12 protein-coding genes are annotated in these 20,904 nt (G+C 70.6%); 8 read left to right on the top strand and 4 right to left on the bottom strand.

What is annotated here, in order from left to right:
- Window positions 1–16 precede the first annotated feature (16 nt).
- From yicI to OG462_RS04840, 3 genes are read right to left on the bottom strand one after another with little or no spacing between them, the layout of a single operon-like run.
- Entirely contained in the window at window positions 17–2,299 is a 2,283-nt protein-coding gene (gene yicI, locus OG462_RS04850) for an alpha-xylosidase (RefSeq protein ID WP_406054770.1), read from the bottom strand.
- Complete coding sequence (locus OG462_RS04845) at window positions 2,296–3,714, bottom strand: GH1 family beta-glucosidase (RefSeq protein ID WP_406054768.1); 1,419 nt, start codon at window positions 3,712–3,714, stop codon at window positions 2,296–2,298. The genes yicI and OG462_RS04845 overlap by 4 nt, the downstream gene beginning before the upstream one ends.
- A 6-nt stretch (window positions 3,715–3,720) precedes the next feature.
- Window positions 3,721–4,068 (bottom strand): hypothetical protein, encoded by a 348-nt coding sequence (locus tag OG462_RS04840; RefSeq protein ID WP_406054766.1) that lies wholly within the window; start codon window positions 4,066–4,068, stop codon window positions 3,721–3,723.
- A gap of 431 nt (window positions 4,069–4,499) precedes the next feature.
- On the opposite strand from OG462_RS04840, the gene OG462_RS04835 reads away from it, so the two are divergent.
- Window positions 4,500–6,641 carry a beta-galactosidase gene (locus OG462_RS04835; RefSeq protein ID WP_406054764.1) on the top strand — a complete coding sequence of 714 codons (2,142 nt, stop codon included), beginning with the start codon at window positions 4,500–4,502 and terminating at the stop codon, window positions 6,639–6,641.
- Window positions 6,642–6,774: 133 nt separating this feature from the next.
- Here the strand turns inward: OG462_RS04835 and OG462_RS04830 are convergent, their stop codons facing one another.
- Window positions 6,775–9,618, bottom strand: a complete 2,844-nt coding sequence (locus OG462_RS04830; protein ID WP_406054762.1) for a glycoside hydrolase family 3 C-terminal domain-containing protein — start codon at window positions 9,616–9,618, stop codon at window positions 6,775–6,777.
- Window positions 9,619–9,946: 328 nt separating this feature from the next.
- On the opposite strand from OG462_RS04830, the gene OG462_RS04825 reads away from it, so the two are divergent.
- The 7 genes from OG462_RS04825 to OG462_RS04795 all read left to right on the top strand — a co-directional run bounded on the left by OG462_RS04825 (window position 9,947) and on the right by OG462_RS04795 (window position 20,855).
- The gene (locus OG462_RS04825) at window positions 9,947–11,608 is read left to right on the top strand and encodes an extracellular solute-binding protein (protein WP_406054760.1); all 1,662 of its coding nucleotides are present in this window, start codon (window positions 9,947–9,949) and stop codon (window positions 11,606–11,608) included.
- Window positions 11,608–12,660 carry an ABC transporter permease gene (locus OG462_RS04820; protein WP_406054759.1) on the top strand — a complete coding sequence of 351 codons (1,053 nt, stop codon included), beginning with the start codon at window positions 11,608–11,610 and terminating at the stop codon, window positions 12,658–12,660. Before OG462_RS04825 ends, OG462_RS04820 begins: the two co-directional genes overlap by 1 nt.
- Window positions 12,657–13,583, top strand: coding sequence for a carbohydrate ABC transporter permease (locus OG462_RS04815; RefSeq protein ID WP_406054757.1), 927 nt, complete (start codon window positions 12,657–12,659; stop codon window positions 13,581–13,583). Before OG462_RS04820 ends, OG462_RS04815 begins: the two co-directional genes overlap by 4 nt.
- A 146-nt stretch (window positions 13,584–13,729) precedes the next feature.
- A complete protein-coding gene (locus OG462_RS04810) occupies window positions 13,730–15,952 on the top strand; it encodes a 1,4-beta-glucanase (protein WP_406054755.1) in 2,223 nt (740 codons plus the stop codon).
- A complete protein-coding gene (locus OG462_RS04805; protein ID WP_406054753.1) occupies window positions 15,952–17,919 on the top strand; it encodes a beta-galactosidase in 1,968 nt (655 codons plus the stop codon). The genes OG462_RS04810 and OG462_RS04805 overlap by 1 nt, the downstream gene beginning before the upstream one ends.
- A complete protein-coding gene (locus OG462_RS04800; RefSeq protein WP_406054751.1) occupies window positions 17,916–20,102 on the top strand; it encodes a glycosyl hydrolase family 95 catalytic domain-containing protein in 2,187 nt (728 codons plus the stop codon). The genes OG462_RS04805 and OG462_RS04800 overlap by 4 nt, the downstream gene beginning before the upstream one ends.
- Window positions 20,103–20,138: 36 nt before the next feature.
- Entirely contained in the window at window positions 20,139–20,855 is a 717-nt protein-coding gene (locus OG462_RS04795; protein WP_406054749.1) for a glycoside hydrolase family 12 protein, read from the top strand.
- Window positions 20,856–20,904 lie beyond the last annotated feature (49 nt).

Here is a 20,904-nt window from a genome sequence, read left to right as displayed (position 1 = left end):
GCCCTGACTGCCGGGTTCAGGCAGGGTACGGCAGGTCGGCCTCCGAGGTGCCGGCCGGCCGGGTGTGCACGGTTGCGTTCGGGCTGCCGATCCGCAACTGCCAGGCGAACGGACTGTCGGTGGTCACCCGGAGGCGGTCGCCCGTACGGTGCAGGTGGAACCGGGCGGTCTCGCCCGGGCCGTCGGTGCGCGGGATCACGAGGGTGCGCTCCGCGCCGTCCGTGAAGGCGTGAACCCGCAGTTCGACACCGTCCGCCCAGGCCGAGACCGGGTGCTGGTCGTCGGCGGCCAGCGCGATGACCGAGTCAGGGCGGGCCAGCAGCGGCAGGGTGTGGAAGTCGTGCTGCTCACGGATCCAGCGCGGACCGGTGACCTGAACACCCGTCAGCACATTGGTCCATGTGCCGTCCGGCACGTAGTACTCGACTGTGCCGTCGTCGGTGAAGACCGGAGCGACGAGCAGGTCGTCGCCGAGCATGTACTGCCGGTCGACCGTGGCGGCGGCCGGGTCGTCGGGGAACTCGAGCACCATGGCGCGCATCACCGGGACGCCGGTGGCGTGCGCCTGCTGGGCGGCGCGCTGGAGGTAGGGGGCGAGGCGGTGCTTGAGCAGGGTGAACTCGCGGGTGACCTCGACGGCCTCCTCGCCGTAGTCCCATGGCACGCGGTACGACTTGCTGCCGTGCAGGCGGCTGTGCGAGGACAGCAGCCCGAACTGCACCCAGCGCTTGAAGACGGTGGGGGTCGGGGTGCCCTCGAAACCGCCGATGTCATGGCTCCAGAAGCCGAAGCCGGACAGGCCGAGGGAGAGTCCGCCGCGCAGCGACTCGGCCATGGCGTTGAAGTGGGACTCGCAGTCGCCGCCCCAGTGGACCGGGTACTGCTGGCCTCCGGCGGTGGCGGAGCGGGCGAAGAGCAGTGCCTCGCCCTCGCCGCGCTCGGCGCGCAGGAGGTCGAAGACGGCCTGGTTGTAGAGGTGGGTGTAGTAGTTGTGCATCCGCTCCGGGTCGGAGCCGTCGTGCCAGACGACGTCGGTGGGGATGCGCTCGCCGAAGTCGGTCTTGAAGCAGTCCACGCCCTGGTCGAGCAGTGTCTTCAGTTTGCCGGTGTACCAGTCGCGGGCGGCGGGGTTGGTGAAGTCCACCAGGGCCATGCCGGGCTGCCAGAGGTCCCACTGCCAGACGCTGCCGTCCGGGCGGCGCACCAGGTAGCCGTCTCTCATGCCCTCCTCGAACAGCTCCGACTTCTGCGCGATGTAGGGGTTGATCCAGGCGGAGACCCGCAGCCCACGCTCCTTGAGGCGCGCCAGCATGCCGGCCGGGTCGGGGAAGGTGTCGGAGTCCCAGACGAAGTCGCTCCACTGGTAGCCGCGCATCCAGAAGCAGTCGAAGTGGAAGACGCTCAACGGGATGCCGCGTTCGGCCATGCCGTCGACGAAGCGGTTGACGGTGGCCTCGTCGTAGTCGGTGGTGAAGGAGGTGGTGAGCCACAGGCCGAGCGCCCAGGCCGGGGGCAGGGCGGGGCGGCCGGTGAGCGCGGTGTAGCGCTGAAGGATCTGCTTCGGGGTCGGGCCGTGGACGACGAAGAACTCCAGCGACTGGTCCTCGACACTGAACTGGACCTGGCCGACCGACTCGGAGCCGACCTCGTAGCTGACCTTGCCGGGGTGGTTGACGAAGACGCCGTAGCCGCGGTTCGTCAGGTGGAAGGGGACGTTCTTGTACGCCTGCTCGCTGCTGGTGCCGCCGTCCGCCTGCCAGATGTCCACGACCTGGCCGTTCCTGACGAACGGAGTGAACCGCTCGCCCAGTCCGTAGACCAGCTCGCCGACTCCCAGGGCGAGTTGCCCGAACATGAAGTGCCGGCCGTCGGCGTCGGTGGCGAAGCCGGTCCCGCGCTCACCCACGGAGGTCAGCACCCGACCACCGGCGGTGAACTCCAGGCGCCACGGCTCGGAGGTGTCCACCCGCAGCGACAGTTCACCCGCACTGAGCTCGACCACCGTGCCGTCCCGGTGCACCTTTCCGGCATCCGGTTGCCCGCCGGGCAGCGCGAACTCCGGCCCCCGGTGCACCGAGCCGGCGTGGTGGGTGGCACGTACCCCGATCACGCCCTCGGCCGGCGACCAGCACTCGATTGTCAGCAGCGGACTGTTGAGCGTGCCGCCGCGGCCGTGCACATGCTTCACCGGCGCGTAGAGGGTCATCCGGTGCTCGTCGGCCCGGACGTCGGCGACCTCGGTGGCGTAGCTGGCGGTGACGCCCGGACGCATCAGCCAGTAGCCGTCGGTGAACTTCATGGGGTGGATTCCTCCGTCCGCGCGCGGTGCGCGGTGATCAGGCCCCGGTACCAGTGGTAGCTGTCCTTGGGCGTTCGGGTCAGGCTGGTGTAGTCGACGTGGACGAGGCCGAAGCGCTGGCCATAGCCGCGTGCCCACTCGAAGTTGTCCAGCAGCGACCACGCGTAGTAGCCGCGTACGTCCACCCCGGCCGCGATGGCGTCGGCGACGGCGGCGAGGTGGTCGGCCAGGTAGGCAATCCGGTCCGGGTCGTGGACGCGGCCGTCGGGGCCGACGGTGTCGTCCTCGGCGGAGCCGTTCTCGGTGATCCAGACCGGCGGAAGCCGCGGGTAGCGGGCGTGGAGGTCCAGGAGGAGCTCCGTGAGCGCGGCCGGGACGACGGGCCATCCCATGGTGGTGTGCCGGGTCCCGTACGGGTCCGGCTCGGCGACGCCGATGTCGACGGCGGTGCGGAGTTCGGGGTCGTCCGTACGGTGGGGTGCGGCGGCGATGGTCACGGGGCGGTAGTAGTTGATGCCGAGGAAGTCCAACGGCTCGCCGATCACCTCCAGGTCGCCGGGCCGCCGCCAGGGGCCGTCGGCGAGGCCGCCCCAGGTCTCGGCCTCGTGCTCGGGGTAGCGCCCGGCGAGGAGCGGCTCGGTCCAGACCTCGTTGTGGAGGACCTCGGCGCGGCGCAGCGCGTCGAGGTCCTCGGGGCGGTCGGAGGCGCTGTGAAGGCGGTCGAGGTTGAGCGTGACGCCGACCTCCCTGGCGCCCGCCGCGCGCAGCTCCCGTACCGCGAGTCCGTGGGCGACCAGCAGATGGTGGGCGGCCGCCAGGGCTCCGCGGCCCTCCTGGGCGCCGGGCGCGTGCCGGCCCTCGGCGTAGCCCACGAAGGCGGAGCAGTACGGCTCGTTGAGGGTGATCCAGCGCTCGACCCGGTCTCCGTAGCGCTCGGCCGCGAGGGCCGCGTACTGCGCGAACGCCTCGGCGGTCTCCCTGACGCGCCAACCGCCGCGGTCCTCCAGGGCCTGGGGCAGGTCCCAGTGGTAGAGGGTGACGGCGGGCGCGATCCCGGCGGCCAGCAGCTCGTCGATCAGCCGGTCGTAGAAGTCGAGGCCCTTGGCGTTGACCGGCCCGGCGCCCTGGGGCAGCAGGCGGGACCAGGCGATCGAGAAGCGGTAGCCGTCGACGCCCAGTCCGCGCAGCAGGGCGATGTCCTCGCGGTAGCGGTGATAGTGGTCGCAGGTGGTGTCGCCTGTGGCGCCGCCGAGGGTGCGGCCAGGGGTGTGACTGAAGGTGTCCCAGATGGACGGGCCGCGGCCGTCCTCGTCATGGGCACCCTCGATCTGGTAGGCGGCTGTCGCGGCTCCGAAGCGGAACCCGGCGGGCAGTTCGGGGAACGGGCGCACGGTGGGCCCGGATGCGTCGGACACGGTGTTTCAGAGCTCCGGAGCCAGGCCGCGCCGGTGCGGCCTGGCCAGTCGGGTGGGCGAGTTGGAGACGCAGCCGCAGCCGCAGCTGCTGTTGTGGCCGTGGTCGGCGAACGGCCCCATGATCACGGGCCGGAAGCCAGTGGCCCCGCCGAGCCGGGCCCCGCCGTGCAGTGGCAACGCCCAGGTGCGGAAAGAGGCGGCGCCCGGGCGCTCGGCGGCGGGCGGCGCGTCCCGGTGAGGCAGGGCGATCCGCTCTTCGAGCGTGCGCCGTTGCAGCGGGTCGTCGACGCGCTGGGCCCGCGGGAGCGCGCGGAGCGGCCGCCGGCCGACGACGGGTAGGAAAGCAGAACCCACGGGAGGGCCACCTCAACGAGAGGGAGAGACATCGGTTGGTGAAGCGCTTCGACGCTCCCATCGCCTGAGAGGTGATGTCAATGCCTGGCAGAAAAGAAGGCTCCATCGCCTTCAGTCTCTTGTTTCGCCGAAAATTCCTCAATACCTTGCGTCATCAGGTGAAGCGCTTCGACGACCCCTTGGGGGCTGCTGCCATGAATCACCAGATGCCGGCCATGTCATCGGCCGGGTGATCGCGCTGCGTACCGCCCAGGGCGTCAAAACGCTTCGACTGGTTCGGCTACGAGCTGCTGACCGCGTGAGGCGTCAGCCGTTCCTCGCCTCCCGACACGAGCCGCAGGGCGAACACCCACCACCTCCCCGTCCCGCCCGTCGGGATCCACGACCGGATTCCCGGCGACCGGAACCCATACGTCTCTCGAAGGCTTCGCATGACTGATCTGCCCGCGCGCGTCCTGTTCGGCGCCGCCTACTACCACGAGTATCAGCCGTACGAGCGGCTCAAGACCGACCTCGACCTCATGGCGGAGGCGAAGTTCACCGTCATCCGCGTCGGCGAGTCGGTCTGGTCCACCTGGGAACCGGAGAACGGCAGGTTCGAACTCGACTGGCTGCAACCCGTCCTCGACGGCGCCCACGAGCGCGGCATCGCCGTCGTCCTCGGAACTCCCACCTACACGGTGCCGCCGTGGCTGGCCCGGCAGTGCCCGGAGATCGCCGCCGAGGACGCCACCGGGCGCCGCGCCGCGTGGGGCGCCAGGCAGGAGGTCGACATCACGCACCCGGCCTTCCGTTTCCACGCGGAGCGGGTGATCCGCACGATCGCGGCCCGCTACGCCGCCCATCCCGCGGTCATCGGCTTCCAGGTCGACAACGAACCCGGCCCGCGGCTGCCGCACAACCACGGCGTCTTCCAGCGCTTCGTGGACGACCTGCGGCAGCGGTACGGCGATGTGGAGACCCTCAACCGAGAGTGGGGGCTGGTGTACTGGTCGCACCGGCTGTCCACCTGGGCCGACCTGTGGACCCCGGAGGGCAACGCGCAGCCGCAGTACGACCTGGCCTGGCGGGCGTTCCAGGCGCGCCAGACCACCGAGTTCATCGCCTGGCAGGCCGGCATCGTGCGCGAGTACGCACGGCCCGGCCAGTTCGTCACCACATGCCTCGCCTACGGCTCTCCCGGCTTGGAGGACGACGAGCTCACCGACAGCCTGGACATCACCGCGGGCAACCCGTACTACGACATGCAGGACAGCCTCACGATGCCCGAGCCGCCGCGCGAGAAGCTGCCGCAGCAGTGGACGGCGTACGGGGCGTGGGCGCTGCACCACAGCGCCGACCGGATCTACTCCTCGCGCCAGGAACCGTTCCTGATCACGGAGACCAACGCCCAGGCCATCGGCGGCACGTCCGACAACCGGCCCGCCTTCGACGGGCAGTGGCGGCAGGCCGCGTGGGCGCTGGTCGCACGCGGGGCCCGCATGATCGAGTACTGGCACTGGCACACGCTGCACTTCGGCGCCGAGACGTACTGGGGCGGGGTCCTCCCGCACAGCGGGCAACCGGGGCGCGCGTTCCGCGAAATCGCCCGACTGGGCGCCGAGTTCGAGCGGGCCGGAGACCTGGTCGCCGGGATCACACCGGACGCGGACATCGCGATGGTGTACTCGGCGCCGGGCCGGTGGCTGATGCAGAGGTATCCGCCGCTCGCGGGCCCCGACGGCGGTCCGGACGGGGGCGCGTACGAGGGCATCTTCGAGCCGTTCTACCGGGGCGCGTTCGAGGCGGGGCGCCAGGTACGGATCCTGCACGCCCGTCAGTTGCACGACCCGCGCGGCGAACGCCCGGGGATGACACCGGAGTCGGCGGCCGAGCTGCACCCCGTGCTCATCGCTCCCGCGCTGTACGTGGCGGACGACGGGATGCTCGACTGGCTCGGCGCCTACGCGGAGGCGGGCGGCCACCTCGTCCTCGGTCCCCGCACCGGCTACGGCGACCACGAGGCGCGGGCACGCCACGAGGTGACCCCGGCGCGACTGGTCCGGGCCGCGGGCGTCCGGTACGACGAGTTCAGCAACCTGCACGCCGACCTGCCGCTGCGCACCGCGCCGGACAGTCCGCTCCGGCTGCCCGCCGGCGCGGTGGCCACCCGTTGGGTGGAGGGCCTGGCCGTCGAGGACGCGGACGTCCTGGCCGAGTACGACCACCCGCACTTCGGGCGCTGGCCGGCCGTCACCACCCGCCGCCACGGCGCGGGCCGTGTCACATGCGTGGGCACCGTGCCCGGCCGTGACCTGGCTCGCGCGCTCGCCACGTGGCTCGCGCCCACCCCGGGCAGTGGCTGGCAGGACCTGCCGGACTCGGTCACCGTGGCCACCGGCACCGCCCCGGACGGCCGGCGCGTCCATGTCGTCCACAACTGGAGCTGGCAGCCGGCCACGGCCCAGGCCCCGGCGGACCTGACCGACGCCCTGGACGGCAGCGTGGTCCCGGCCGGTACGCCCGTGCGGCTCGGTGCCTGGGACGTCCGCGTCCTCGCCGCCGCACCGGGGTCTGCCGCGGAGGACCGGTGACACCTGGAGGACCGGTGACGTCCGCCCGAAGAGCAGCTCGAACGCAGCCCTGAAGAAGCCGAGTCCGGCACCGAAGCCTTCCGGTGCCGGACTACTGCGTGGCGACTCGCGTGCACGGGGGTCGATGCGGACCTCAGCCGGAGAAGGCGACGCGCGCGAGCCGCACCGGGCCCTGCAGCCCGAGACGGACGTCGTGCGCACCGGCAGCCGCGACGACGGGGGCGTTCACCGTGGCGTAGTCGTAGGGCCCGGCCGTACCCGGGGAGAGCGTGAGCACTGCCAGTACCGGACCGTCATCCAGCGAGAGTTCGACCGTGCCCTCACCCGAGGCCTCCACCGTGATCCCGGTGGCCCCCTTTCCGAAGTCACAGTCACGGAACACCAGCTCGCCCCTCAGACCGGCCACAGGGGCGACGGAGTCACCCGACGTCTTCGTGCGGTCCACGATCTCCGTGTTGCTCTGGTCGTCGAAGTCCACCGCGTCCAGGCCGTCCACCATGACCGGCCGGGGGACGGACGGCTCGCCGTCGAGATCGACGGTCCGGGTCAGGCGGATGTCCTCGCTGGACCCTCCGACGAGGATCTCGTGGAGGCCCGGTGCCACCCGCTGACGTCCCTGCGCCACGTCCCAGAACGCGAAGGCCGACATCGGCACCCGGAAGGCGATCTCCGTGACCTCGCCGGGCGCGAGCGTCACGCGCCGGTGCGCGGCCAGTTCCCTGCGGGGGCGTGGCACCGACGGCTCCATGGTCCGGGTGTAGAGCTGGGCGACCTCGTCCGCGGTGACGTCACCGGTGTTGCCGACGGTGAAGGACACGTGCAGTGTCCCGTCCTCGACGCGCGTCGTGAGGCCTTCGTAGGAGAAGGACGCGTACGACAGGCCGTGGCCGAACGGGAAGAGAGGCGTGCCCTCGAAGTAGAGGTACGTCTGGCGGCCGCCGATCACGTCGTAGTCGAGGAGGTCGGGCAGGTCGGAGTCGTCGGCGTACCAGGTCTGCGGGAGGCGTCCGGCGGGGGAGACGTCGCCGGCCAGGATCCGGGCCAGGGCGCTGCCGGCCGCCTGGCCGCCGTGTGCCGTCCACAGCAGCGCCGGCACCTCCGCGTGACCGACCGCGTACGGGTACGCCGACACCAGTGCCAGCACCGTGTTCGGGTTGGCCGCGCGGGCCGCGCGCAGGAGGCGCTCCTGGTGGGCGGGGAGGGCCAGGGTCGTACGGTCCTCGGTCTCGCGTCCGTTGATGTGCGGATCGTTGCCTGCGACCACCAGGACCACGTCCGCCTGCGAGGCGACCTTGCCCACCGCGTCCTCGCCGCTTTCGACGACGACGACCTCGAAGATCTCCCCGTTGCCGGCGGCAACCTTCAGGCCGTCGGCGGCGACAGAGAGGGGGTGACCCGTACCGATGTGCCGAAGAAGGTGCCCGTTCTCATGTGGTTCCAGGCGGAACGTCTCCTGGACGACCCAGCCTCCGGGCTGGTCGGCGGAGGCTCGGACAAGGCCGTCCTCGGCGACGGAGAGATAGCGGCCGTCGGGGGCACGCAGGGTCAGCACTCCCTCGCCCCAGTCGATGAGGGAGAGCTCGGTGCCGGTCGCGTCGGTGGTGAGCGGGGGCAGGTCCGTCCGGCCCGCGAGCAGGGCCGGGTCGAGGGCGCCTTCGGCGCCGCGCACCTCGTCGTCGGCGTCCGCCTCAGGGACGTGGAGGAACGTTCCGGCCGAGGTCTTCAGCAGGATCCGGTCCACGCCCTCCGCGAACTGCACGCGCTCCGAGCCGAACCGCTCGGACAGGCCCGCCAGCGGCGTGCTGCGGTGCAGGAACGTGCCGCTGTACCAGTCGCCCTTGCATTCGTCGGCGAGCAGGCCGACCACCGCGAGCCGGGTGCCGGGCGCGAGCGGCAGCAGGCCACCGCTGTTCTTGAGCAGCACGACGGCCTGCTCGGCCGCCTCCTGGGCGAGGGCCCGGTGGGTCGGGGTGTCGAAGTCCGTGGTGAGCTCGTGCGGGTCGTACTCCGGGTCGAACTCGCCGAGGCGGAATCGGACCGAGAGCTGGCGGCGGACCGCCGCGTCGATGTCCGACTCGGTCAGCAGGCCCTGTTCCAGGGCGCCGCGGACCCGTGCGGTGATCTTCGAGCTGTCGGTGCCGTGGTCGGTGAAGCTGTCGACGCCGGCCAGCAGCGCGGCGGCCGTCGCCTCCTCGTGGGTGTCGAAGTAGTGCTCGGAGTCGACCAGGTTGGAGGGCGCGCCCGCGTCCGAGCAGACAAGCAGCTCCTCGTCGGTCCAGGTGCGCAGATGCTTGCGCAGATACGGCGAGACATGGTTCGGGCGGCCGTTGACCAGGTTGTACGCCGGCATCACACCGGCCACGGCACCCGCCTCGACCGTCTCGCGGAAGGCGCGCAGGTCGTATTCGTGCAGGACGCGCGGGCGGACCGAGGAGGACACGACGTCGCGGCCCGTCTCGTTGTTGTGGGCCAGCCAGTGCTTGAGGACGGGCGCGGTGCGCCAGTACGTAGGGTGCTCGCCGCGCAGGCCGAGTGTGTAGGCGGTGGCGATGGCCGAGGTGAGCTTCGGGTCCTCCGAGTAGCCCTCCTCGTTGCGGCCCCACAGAGGGTGGCGCAGCAGGTTCACGGTCGGGGCCCAGACGTTCAGCCCCACGCGGTCGTCTCGGGCGCGCATCGCCCGGACCTCCTTGGACACCGCCTCGCCGACCCGCCGTACGAGTTCCGTGTTCCAGGTCGTGCCCAGGCCCACTGCCTGCGGGAAGACCGTGGCCGGACCCATCCAGGCCACGCCGTGCAGGGCCTCCTGGCCGGTGCGGAAGGGGGCGACGCCGAGCCGCTCCACGGCGGGCGCGAACTGGTGCAGGAATCCGATCTTCTCGTCGAGGGTGAGCTGCGACAGAAGGTCGTCGACGCGCTTCGCGAAGGGCAGTTGCGGATCGCGGAAGGGTGGTGGTGTGTGCGGAGTGTGTGCGGACACGTGGGATCTCCCTGGAATGGCGCGCCGAGTATTTTCGAAGCGCTTCGATGCTCGTTAGACACCAGGGTGAGTGTCAAGGGATCAACATCGTTCCATCGGGCAGGGGGCGTGAAGAGTCCCCTCCTGCACGGACATCGGAGGAATCTTGGAAGCGACTCTTGTGCGCCCCTGGGCGTTCACTTAACCTCGCAGCAACATCGAAGCGCTTCGACTGTAAAACGCGCCGCAATGGTCGGATGTCCGCTTTCAGCTCAGCCAGTTCCAGTCACGACACCGCAGCCGACGGCCCACTGCCGGGTGTCCAGCTGCGCCATGAAGGGTTGACGCAATGACGCCGAATGTCGCCTCCTCCGGACCGAGCCGGAGAAGCTTCCTCGTTTCCACGGCAGTCGCCACCGCAGCGGTGGCCGGGGGGATACCGCTGCTCACCGCCTGCAGCGGTTCGGGCGGCGAGTCGCGAGAGGGCGCCACGACGGGCAAGGCCGCCGACAAGCTGCTCCCCACATACGTCGCCAGCACGGTCGCCAAGCCGGACCTTCCGTCGAAGAACGGTTCGGCAGACGGTTATACCGGCAAGGTCGATCTCGCGGCCCTGTCCACGTCGGTCCCGAAGAAGCTCGGCACGGGCGCTCCCATCAAGATCATGTCCCCGTTCTGGGGCACCCCGCCGAAGGCCGGATGCGCGTACTACGCGGCGGTCGACGCGGCGGCGGGCACCAAGATCACCTGGCAGAACCAGGACGGCACCACCTACGGCCCGAAGCTCGGCGCCGTCCTCGCCTCCAGCTCCGTACCCGACATGGTGGTCGTGCCGAGCTGGGAGCTGGTCGGCAAGATCGCGAACGCGGTCACCGCGAAGTTCATGGACCTCGGCCCCTACCTGGCGGGCGACAAGGTCAAGAAGTACCCGAACCTGGCCGCGATTCCGTCCGACGCCTGGCGCATGGGCATCTTCGGTGGCGCGCTGCGCGGCATCCCGATGCCCGCCGCCCCCGCGAGCCTCATCGTGCCCTACTACCGCAAGGACATCTTCGACAAGAAGGGCTACACCGTACCCAAGTCGCCCGAGGAGTTCCTCAGCTGGGCCAAGGAGGCCACCAGCGCCAAGGCCAAGGTGTGGGCCTGCGGTGACATGAGCTGGGTCGCGGGGAGCATCTTCGGCAACGCTCCCGATTGGAACATCGATGAGGACGGCAAGCTGAGGTACACCAAGGAGCGGCCCGAATATCTCGAAGGCCTGGAGTGGACCCGCAAGCTGTTCGACGCCGGCGTGGTCCACCCCGACGACAAGGCGCGCTCCGGCGACGCGGGCCAGCGCTTCACCGCCGGACAGATCCTGGTCTTCAACAGCGACTTGTCCGCCTGGTACGTCAAGGCCGCCGAGCAGGCGGAGGCCAACCCGGACTTCCAGATCGACGCCATGGACATCTTCGGCGCCGACGGCGGCAACCCGACGCTGTGGGCGACCTCGCCGTCCAACATCTGGTCGATGATCCGCAAGGGAGCCTCGAAGGAGACCGTGGAGAACGCGCTGGCCGCCGCCGACTTCGCGGCAGCGCCCTACGGCACCAAGGAGCGGATGCTCGTCGACTACGGCGTCGAGGGCACCCACTACACGGTCAAGGACGGCGTTCCGGTCAAGAACGACCAGGGCAACTCCGAGGTGATCAACGCCTGGGGCATGGTGGCTGCCCCGGCTCCCTACCTCGCCCACCCCGACCTCCCCGATGTCGCCCGCAAGCAGGTCGAGTGGCAGCAGCGGATGGGGGTCTTCATGAAGAGGACGTCCCTCTACGGCATGAACATCGTCGAGCCGGCCCGCTATGCCTCCCTCGAAAGCCAGTTCGAGCAACTGGAGATCGACTACGTGCGGGGCAACAAGAAGCTGTCCGACGTGCAGGCCGCCGTCTCCACCTGGAAGTCCTCCGGCGGCGACGAGCTGCGCGCCTGGTACCAGGAGCTCCTCGACAAGAACGGCAGCGGCAACTGATGGCCATCACGGCCGGGAGCCGGCCCGACGGGACCCGTCCCCCCGCGGCCGTCGAGGAGCCGACGGCCGCGGTCGCCGCCGCCGAGGCGAAGGTGCGGGCGTCGCGCGGGACGAGCAAGGCCGGCAAGGTCCCCTGGCGGATCCGGCTGCGCCGCGACCGCGCCCTCATCCTGATGATCCTGCCCGTCATCATCCTGCTCCTGCTCTTCAACTACCTCCCGCTGCTCGGCAACGTCATCGCCTTCCAGGAGTACGACCCGTACGTCTCCAGCAACGGCATCACAGCGATCTTCCACAGCCCCTGGGTCGGATTGGAGCAGTTCTCGCGGACGCTCGACGACCCGCTGTTCTGGAGCGCCACGAAGAACACCCTCGTTCTCTTCGTGCTCCAACTGGTGCTGTTCTTCCCGGTCCCCATCGCCCTCGCGCTGGTCATCAACAGCGTGATCCGGCCCCGGGTGCGGGCCGTGGCGCAGGCGATCATGTATCTGCCGCACTTCTTCTCCTGGGTCCTCGTCGTCACCGTCTTCCAGCAGATCTTCGGCGGCGCGGGCATCATCGCGCAGACCCTGGAGACGCACGGGTGGAGCGGCTTCGACCTGATGACCAACGCGGACCTCTTCAAGTACCTGGTCACCGCGCAGGCCGTGTGGAAGGACGCAGGCTGGGGGATCATCGTCTTCCTCGCGGCCCTGTCCGCCGTCAGCACCGATCTGTACGAGGCCGCCGCCATGGACGGCGCGGGGCGCTGGCGACGCATGTGGCATGTGACGCTGCCCGCGCTGCGTCCGGTGATCGCCCTGCTGCTGGTGCTCAGGGTGGGCGACGCGCTGAGCGTCGGATTCGAGCAGTTCCTGCTCCAGCGGGACGCGGTCGGCGCGGGGGCCAGCGAGGTCATGGACACGTACGTGTGGAACATGGGTATTCAGAACGGCGACTTCAGTTACGCGGCCGCGGTCGGCCTGGCCAAGGGACTCATCGGAGTGTGTCTCGTCCTGGGTGCGAACAAGTTCGCGCACCTGCTGGGCGAGCAGGGGGTGTACAAGAAGTGAGCCTCAACACGCAGCTCATCCGCAGCTTCAAGGCTCCCGCCCGCCCCGTGTGGGAGGAGCCCCCGAGCAAGGCGGGGCTCACCGCCAAGAGCGGCTTCCTTCTGCTCTCCTGTCTGGGGGTGCTCGGACCGCTGTGGATCGTGATCGTCACCAGCCTCTCTCCCAAGCCCGTGATCGACCGGGCCGGCGGCCTCGTCGTGATCCCCCAGGGCGTCACGTTCGTCAACTACACCGAACTGCTCGGCGGTGGGCAGGTCAGCCGGGCGATCATGGTCTCGGTCGGTGTCACGCTCTTCGGCACGCTGTTCTCGATGACGGTGTCGGTGCTCGCGGCCTATGCGTTGTCCCGGCCGGGGAGTCTGGGCCATCGGTTCTTCCTGATGACCATGATGGCGACCATGTTCTTCGGGGCCGGGCTCATTCCGACGTACCTTCTGGTGCAGTCGATGGGGCTCACCGACTCCTATCTGTCGCTGGTCCTGCCGAGCGCGGTCAGTGTCTTCAACATCCTCGTCCTGCGGGCCTTCTTCATGGGGATCTCCCCCGAACTCACCGAGTCCGCCCGCATCGACGGAGCCAGTGACCTGCGCATCCTGCTGACCATCATCATGCCGCTGTCGCGCGCGGTGCTGGCCGTCATCTCGCTGTTCTACGCGGTCGGCTACTGGAGCTCCTGGTTCAACGCCTCCATCTACCTCACCGACCAGGAGATGATGCCGCTGCAGAACGTGCTCATCCAACTCGTCCAGAAGAACACCGAGGCGCCGACCGGCCTCCAGCAGGCGGTCCGCACCGGAGAGCTCTCCGGCCTGGGACTGCAGATGGCCGTCATGGTCCTCGCGCTGATCCCCGTCGCGGTCGCCTCCCCCTTCGTCCAGCGGCACTTCAAGAAGGGCATGCTCACCGGAGCCGTCAAGGGCTGACGCCCTGTGGTCCGGGTCCCGCCGCCGTGCCCCCGCCGCCGTGCCTCCCGCCGTACGCCGTCCGCGGCTCCGCCCGGCTCGTCGCGCAGGGCCCCACGCCCCTGATTCCGGCTCGACTTCCCCCTTCGTACTGACCGAGGTATGTCATGAGCACGTTTCATCTCAGCCGACGCTCCGTTCTCGCCGGGTCCGCCGCCGTCGCCGCGGTCGTCTCCCTGCCGGCGGTTTCGGGACAGGCCCAGGCCGCCGCTCCCGCGGCCGTCGCGAAGAGCGGCTACCGGTGGCGCAACGCCGTCATGGGCGGCACCGGGTTCATCACCGGGGTGCTGTTCCACCCGTCGGTACGAGGGCTCGCCTACGCCCGGACCGACATCGGGGGCGCGTACCGCTGGGACGACGGGACCGAGCGGTGGACCCCGCTGACCGACCACCTCGGCTGGGACGACTCGAACCTGCTCGGTGTCGAGGCCATGGCCGTCGACCCCGCCCACCCCGACCGGGTCTATCTCGCCCTCGGTACCTACACCCAGTCCTGGGCCGGCACCGGAGCCGTGCTGCGCTCCGAGGACCGGGGGGCCACCTGGAAACGCACCGACCTCACCGTGAAGCTCGGCGCCAACGAGGACGGGCGGGGATGCGGTGAACGGCTCCTTGTCGACCCACGGAACAGCGACACCCTGTGGCTCGGCACCCGGCACGACGGGCTGCTCAGGTCGACGGACCGCGGCGCGACCTGGACGGCGGTGAGCTTCCCGGCCACCCCGAGCGCCACCGGCCAGGGCATCACCCTCCTCGTCGCCGCGGGCCGCGGCGTCTATGCCGGCTGGGGCGACTCCGACGGCACCGCGGGCAACCCCAACCTGTTCCGCACGTCCGACGGAAAGGCCTGGGAGCCCGTCCCCGGGCAGCCCACCGGCACCGCCGCGACGGTGCCGATCCGCGCCGCCTACGACCGCCTCGACCGCGAGCTGTACGTGACGTACGCCAACGCCCCCGGTCCCAACGGGCAGTCGGACGGCAGCGTGCACAAGCTGCATACGGCGAACGGGAAGTGGACCGAGGTCACCCCCGTGAAGCCCGGCGGGGCGACGAGCGACGGCGGGACCGACACCTTCGGCTACGGCGGTGTCGCCGTCGACGCCGGCCGGCCCGGGACGCTCGTCGTGTCCACCAACAACCGCTGGGCCGAGACCGACACCGTCTTTCGTTCCACCGACGGCGGCGGCACCTGGAAGTCCTTGGGGGACGAGGCCTTCCTCGACGTCTCCGAGACCCCCTACCTCACGTGGGGCAAGGACAAGCCCAAGTTCGGCTGGTGGGTCCAGGCCGTCGGCCTCGACCCGTTCGACTCCGAGCACGTCGTCCACGGCACCGGCGCGACCCTGTACGCCACGCGCGACCTCAAGCACTGGGCCCCACAGATCCGCGGCCTCGAGGAGGCCTCCGTGGTACAGCTCGTGTCGCCTCCGACGGGAGAGGCCCATCTGATCAGCGGGTCGCGGGACATCGGCGTGCTCTACCACGAGCGGCTGACCGCTTCGCCGTCGCGCGGCTTGGCCACGAACCCCGTGTTCGGGTCCGCCACCGGACTCGCCCAGGCCGCGCTCAAGCCCTCGTACGTCGTGCGCACCGGCTCCGGTGACAACGGCAACGGCGCCTGGTCGAACGACGGCGGAAAGACCTGGGCACCCTTCGAGGCACAGCCCGCCGCCGCCAAGGACGCACCCGGCCTGATCGTCACCAACGCCGACGGCAGTGTGCTGCTGTGGGCCCTCGCGCACTGGGACGGCACCCTGTACCCGGCGCACCGCTCCGCGGACAACGGCGCCACCTGGTCCGAGGTCACCTCCCTCCCGAAGGGCGCCGTCCTGGTCGCGGACCCCGTGGACCCGACGTCCTTCTACGCCTTCGACACGACCGCCGGCACGCTCTGCGCCAGCACCGACAGCGGCCTGACCTTCTCCGCCCGGGCCACCGGCCTGAGCTCGGGCGACGCCGGGTTCCAGCTGGCCGCGGCCCCGGGACGCTCCGGTGACCTGTGGCTCAGCGCCAAGGCGAACGGTCTCTACCGCTCCACCGACGGCGGCGCCGGTTTCACCAAGGTCGGCAGCTGCCGGGCCTCGCACACCCTGGGCTTCGGCAAGGCAGCCGAGGGCGCCTCCTACCCGGCGATCTACATGGCCGGCGGGATCGAGGACTTCAACGCCATCCACCGCTCCGACGACGAGGCCAGGACCTGGACGCGGATCAACGACGACCAGCACCAGTGGGGCTGGACCGGCACGGCCATCACCGGCGACCCGCGCGTCCACGGTCGGGTCTACCTCGCCACCAACGGGCGCGGCGTGCAGTACGGGGAGCCCGTCTGATGCCCGGACTGAGCGACGCGACACGAGGCCGTCTGCTCTTCGGCGGCGACTACAACCCGGAGCAGTGGCCCGAGGAGACCTGGCACGAGGACGTACGCCTGATGAAGGCGGCCGGGGTCAACTCGGTCACCCTCGGTGTCTTCTCCTGGTCGATGCTGGAACCGGAGCCGGGCGCACGGGAGTTCGGTTGGCTGGACACGCTGATGGACCTGATGCACGCGAACGGCATCGGCGTCGTCCTCGCCACCCCCACCTCCTCGCCTCCGCCCTGGATGGGCCGGCTGCACCCCGACACCCTGCCCGTCACCGAGGACGGCCGCACCGAGTGGTGGGGCGGCCGGCAGCACTTCTCGCACTCCAGCGCCACCTACCGGCGCTACGCCGCTGCCATCACCGAGGACCTCGCCGCCCGCTACGGCGGCCACCCGGCGCTGACGATGTGGCACATCAACAACGAGTACTGCACCTTCGACTACGGCGACGAGGCCGCGGCAGCCTTCCGCCGCTGGCTGCGAGAGAAGTACGGCACCCTCGACGCCCTCAACGAGACCTGGGGCACCGCCTTCTGGAGCCAGGGCTACGACACCTGGGACGGCATCCTGCCGCCGCGCCTCCCGCACTACATGCGCAACCCCGGCCAGGTCCTGGACTTCCGGCGCTTCACCTCCGACATGCTCCTGGAGTGCTACGTCGCGGAGCGGGACATCGTCCGCCGCCACACCCCGCACCTGCCGGTCACCAGCAACTTCATGCCGCTGTGGATCGGCCAGGACGCCTGGCGCTGGGCGGAGGAGGAGGACGTCGTGTCCGTCGACATCTACCCCGACCCGCGCGACCCGCTGGGCGCGCAGAGCGGCGCCCTCGTCCAGGACATGACCCGCTCCCAGGCGCACGGGCCGTGGATGCTCACGGAACAGGCGGCCGGGCCCGTCAACTGGCGGGGTGTGAACCACCCCAAGCCCCGCGGCCTCAACCGGCTCTGGTCCCTCCAGGCCGTGGCCCGGGGTGCCGACGCCGTCTGCTACTTCCAGTGGCGGCAGTCCCGGCAGGGCGCGGAGAAGTTCCACTCCGGCATGGTCAGCCACGCCGGGGAGGAGGGCCGGACCTACCAGGAGGTCAAACAGCTCGGCGCGGACCTGGAGCGGATCGCCTCCGAGGTGACCGGTCGGAACATCACCGCGGACATCGCGGTCCTGCACGACTGGCACGCCTGGTGGGCCGGCGCTCAGGACGGCCGCCTGTCCCACCAGGTGGAGTACCCGGACGTCCTGCGCGCCTGGCATCGAGCCCTCTGGCAGGCGCACCTCACCACCGACTTCGCCCACCCCGAGCACGACCTGACGCCGTACTCCGTGGTCGTCGTGCCGCAGCTGTACGCGCTCACCGACGCGGCGATCGACAATCTCCTCGCCCATGTCCGCCGCGGCGGCACCCTCGTCTGCGGCTTCCAGACCGGCGTCGCCGACGAGGACGACCGGGTGCGCCCCGGTGGCATGGACGCCCGGCTCCGCGAGCTGTTCGGCATCCGCACCCTGCACGAGTGGTGGCCTCTGGACGCGGGGGAGACCGCCACCTGCGAGGGCTTCCGGGGAACCCTGTGGTCCGAGGAACTGGAGGCCGACGGCACCGCCGACGAGTCCGTGCCGTACAAAGCCGGTGAACTCGACGGACTGCCCGCCGTCCTGCGCAAGGGCCGGGCCTGGTACGTCTCCACGCTCCCGGAGCCGGAGGCGCTGCGCGACCTGCTGGCCCGGATCGCCTCCGACGCGGGCGTGCGGCCGGTGCTCGACGGCCTCCCCGAGCAGGTCGAGGCCGTCCGCCGGGGCGAGGCGCTCTTCGTGCTCAACCACGGCCGTGAGCCGGTGACCGTCGAGGTGCCCGGCACCCACCAGGACCTGCTCACGGGGACGGCCGTCACCGACCGGGTGACCCTCGGCCGCTACGACGTGGCGGTACTGCGGCCATGACCCGCATACCGGTCCACGGAACCTGGGAGCCCCAGCCGGCCGCCCGCTGGGAGGACGCCTTCCTCAGCGGCAACGGCCACCACGGCACCCTCGCGTTCGGCGACCCGAACGACGAGCGTGTCATCGTCACGCATCACACCCTGGTGCGCCCCAACGCCAGCGACACCCGGCCCCCGCGCCTCGCCGACGAACTCCCCGCCCTCCAGGACCGCCTCCTGGGCGGCGACCGCACCGCCGCGGAGAGCTTCACCGACGGCCGCCCGCTCCAGTGGGTGCGGCCCTTCCATCCCGCCTTCCAGATCCGGCTGCACCGGCCGTCCAGGAAGGGGCACGGCTACCGCCGGTCCGTCGACTTCGCCACGGGCGTCGTCCGGGCGGAGTGCGCCGGCTGGACCAGCCGGGTCTTCGTCTCCCGCGCCGACGACGTGATCGTCCAGCACGTGACGGCGCCCGGCCTCACCCTCGACATCTCCCTCGACCACCGGCTCCCCGGTGCTCCCGCCGGGCTGGCCGTCGGCCACGGAGCCGTCCTCACCCCCGAGGGCGCCCTGCTGAGCCTGCGTGCCCGCTACCCCGAGGGCGACCGTGCCTTCACCGGAGTCACGCTGATCGCCGTCACCGGAGGTACGACGGCCCTCGCCCCTCCGGGCGCGCACATCGAGGGCGCCCGGTCCGTCCTGCTCCTCACCAAGGTCCGGCGACACACCGGCGTACTCGACGTGACCGCGGAGGGCCGTGCCCTGCGCGAGCTGGCCACGGAGTACGACCAGCTCCTCGAACGCCATGTCGCCCTCCACCGCACCGCGTACGAGCGCGTCACCCTCGACCTGGCCGCCGCCCCGGCCGAACGGGCCCTGCCCGGCTCCGAGCTGCTCAAGCGCCCGCGCAACCCCGCCCTGCTGGAGCGGCTGTTCGCGGCCGGCCGCTACCACCTGCTGTCCGCCAGCGGTCTCTTCCCGCCCCGGCTGACCGGCCTGTGGACCGGTGACTGGAACACGGCCTGGTCGGGTGCGTTCACCAACGACGCCAACCTCAACCTCCAGACCGCCTCCGCCCCGGCTGCCGCCCTCCCCGAGGTCACCGAGGCCCACGCCGCGCTGATCCAGCGTCAGCTGCCCGACTGGCGCGACAACGCCCGCGTGATCTTCGGGACCCGGGGCGTGGTCGCCCCCGGTCACACCGACGGCGAGTCGGGCCACTCGTACCACTTCAACCGCGAATACCCCCTGCACCTGTGGACCGCCGGCGCCGACTGGCTGCTCAAACCGCTCGTCGACCATGACGAGACCCACGGCAGCCGCGACCCGCGCACCGCCACCGCCCTCGCCGAAGTCGCCTGCTTCTACGAGGACTTCCTCACCCGGACCGACGGCGACGGCCACGTGGTCGTCGTCCCCTCCTACTCACCCGAGAACCGCCCGGCGAATGCGAGCTGGGGCACGATCAACGCGGCCATGGACCTCTCGGCGGCCCGGCACGCGCTGCTCACGGCCGCCGACTACCACCCGGAGCACGCCGACCGCTGGCGCGCTCTCGCCGACCGGCTCCCGCCGCACCGGATCAACGACGACGGTGCCCTGGCCGAATGGGCCTGGCCGGGCCTGCGGGACTCCTACGACCACCGCCACCTCAGCCATCTGTACGGCGCCTGGCCGCTCGACGAGATCACCCCCTACGACACCCCCGGCCTCGCCGCGGCCGCCCACCGCGCCCTCGAACTGCGCGGCGCCGAGAACGACTCCGCCCACGGCCATCTCCACCACGCGCTCATCGCAGCCCGGCTCCGGGACGGCGAACGCGTCGCCCACGCCCTCGGCCAGGTCCTGGACGGCGACTTCTTCCACGCCTCCCTGATGAGCGCCCACTACCCGAACCGCCACGTCTACAACGCCGACGCCGCGCACACCCTGCCCGGCGTACTGATCGAGATGGTTCTCCAGTCGACTCCTCACCGACTGGTCCTCCTGCCCGCGCTGCCGCCCGCTCTCCCGGCGGGCCGGCTCACGGGCGTACGCACGCGGTTCGGAGCCGAGGTCGAACTGACCTGGGCGCCCGGCCGGGCGACGGCGGTTCTGAAGCCGACTCGCACGGTCCGTATCGAAGTCAGGACTTCCTCCGGTGACGCGCAGCCGATCGATCTCGTCGCCGGAGAGGACCACGTCCTCAGCATGGAGGCGTGGTAGCCCCCCCACATTTCCCCACCCATGGAAGGGACAACCATGGCCACAAGCTCGATTCGCAAGATCACCATGGCGCTGCTGGCGCCGGCGATGGCTCTTGGTGCCACCGTCGGTCTCGCCGCCGCCCCCGCTTCGGCCGCAGTCTGGAACACCTGCGACCAGTGGGGCAGCACCAACCTGGACGGCTACACGCTCTACAACAACATCTGGGGCTCCGGCGCGGGCAGCCAGTGCACCTGGGCCAACTCCGGTACCGGCTGGGGCGTCTGGGCCGACCACCCCAACACCGGAGGCATCAAGTCGTACCCCAACTCGACGAAGCCGATCAACAAGACGATCGACTCGCTCGGCCGGCTCACCAGCAGCTACAACGTCAGCGTCCCGTCGTCCGGCGCGTACAACACGTCGTACGACATCTGGGACACCGACCACCAGTACGAGATCATGCTCTGGGTCAACGACAACGGTGCCGTCGGTCCGATCGGCACCTGGCAGGACAACGTCACGCTCGGCGGCCACAGCTGGAACGTCTACAAGGGCACCAACGGGTCGAACCAGGTGTTCTCGTTCCTGCGGACGTCCGACTCCAGCTCCGGCACCGTGGACATCAAGCCGATCCTCAACTGGATCGCGTACACCAAGGGCTGGATGCCTGGCAGCGAGACCATCGGTGACGTCCAGTTCGGCTATGAGATCACCTCGTCGGCCGGCGGACTCAACTTCAACACCAACAACCTGACCGTCAACGGCGGCTGATCCGACACCAGGGCCGAGGTCGGTCCGCGTCCCTCTCGGGCGCGGCCGA

This window comes from Streptomyces sp. NBC_01077, assembly GCF_045162855.1.
Classification (GTDB): Bacteria; Actinomycetota; Actinomycetes; order Streptomycetales; family Streptomycetaceae; genus Streptomyces.
The sequence above is the reverse complement of the archived record's forward strand: the minus strand, read 5'-3'. Positions and strand labels throughout refer to the sequence as shown.

Coding starts and splice junctions, on each gene's coding strand:
- yicI (WP_406054770.1), bottom strand. CDS start 2,299: ATGAAGTTCACCGACGGCTACTGGCTGATGCGTCCGGGCGTCACCGCC.
- OG462_RS04825 (WP_406054760.1), top strand. CDS start 9,947: ATGACGCCGAATGTCGCCTCCTCCGGACCGAGCCGGAGAAGCTTCCTC.
- OG462_RS04795 (WP_406054749.1), top strand. CDS start 20,139: ATGGCCACAAGCTCGATTCGCAAGATCACCATGGCGCTGCTGGCGCCG.
- OG462_RS04810 (WP_406054755.1), top strand. CDS start 13,730: ATGAGCACGTTTCATCTCAGCCGACGCTCCGTTCTCGCCGGGTCCGCC.
- OG462_RS04805 (WP_406054753.1), top strand. CDS start 15,952: ATGCCCGGACTGAGCGACGCGACACGAGGCCGTCTGCTCTTCGGCGGC.
- OG462_RS04835 (WP_406054764.1), top strand. CDS start 4,500: ATGACTGATCTGCCCGCGCGCGTCCTGTTCGGCGCCGCCTACTACCAC.
- OG462_RS04800 (WP_406054751.1), top strand. CDS start 17,916: ATGACCCGCATACCGGTCCACGGAACCTGGGAGCCCCAGCCGGCCGCC.
- OG462_RS04820 (WP_406054759.1), top strand. CDS start 11,608: ATGGCCATCACGGCCGGGAGCCGGCCCGACGGGACCCGTCCCCCCGCG.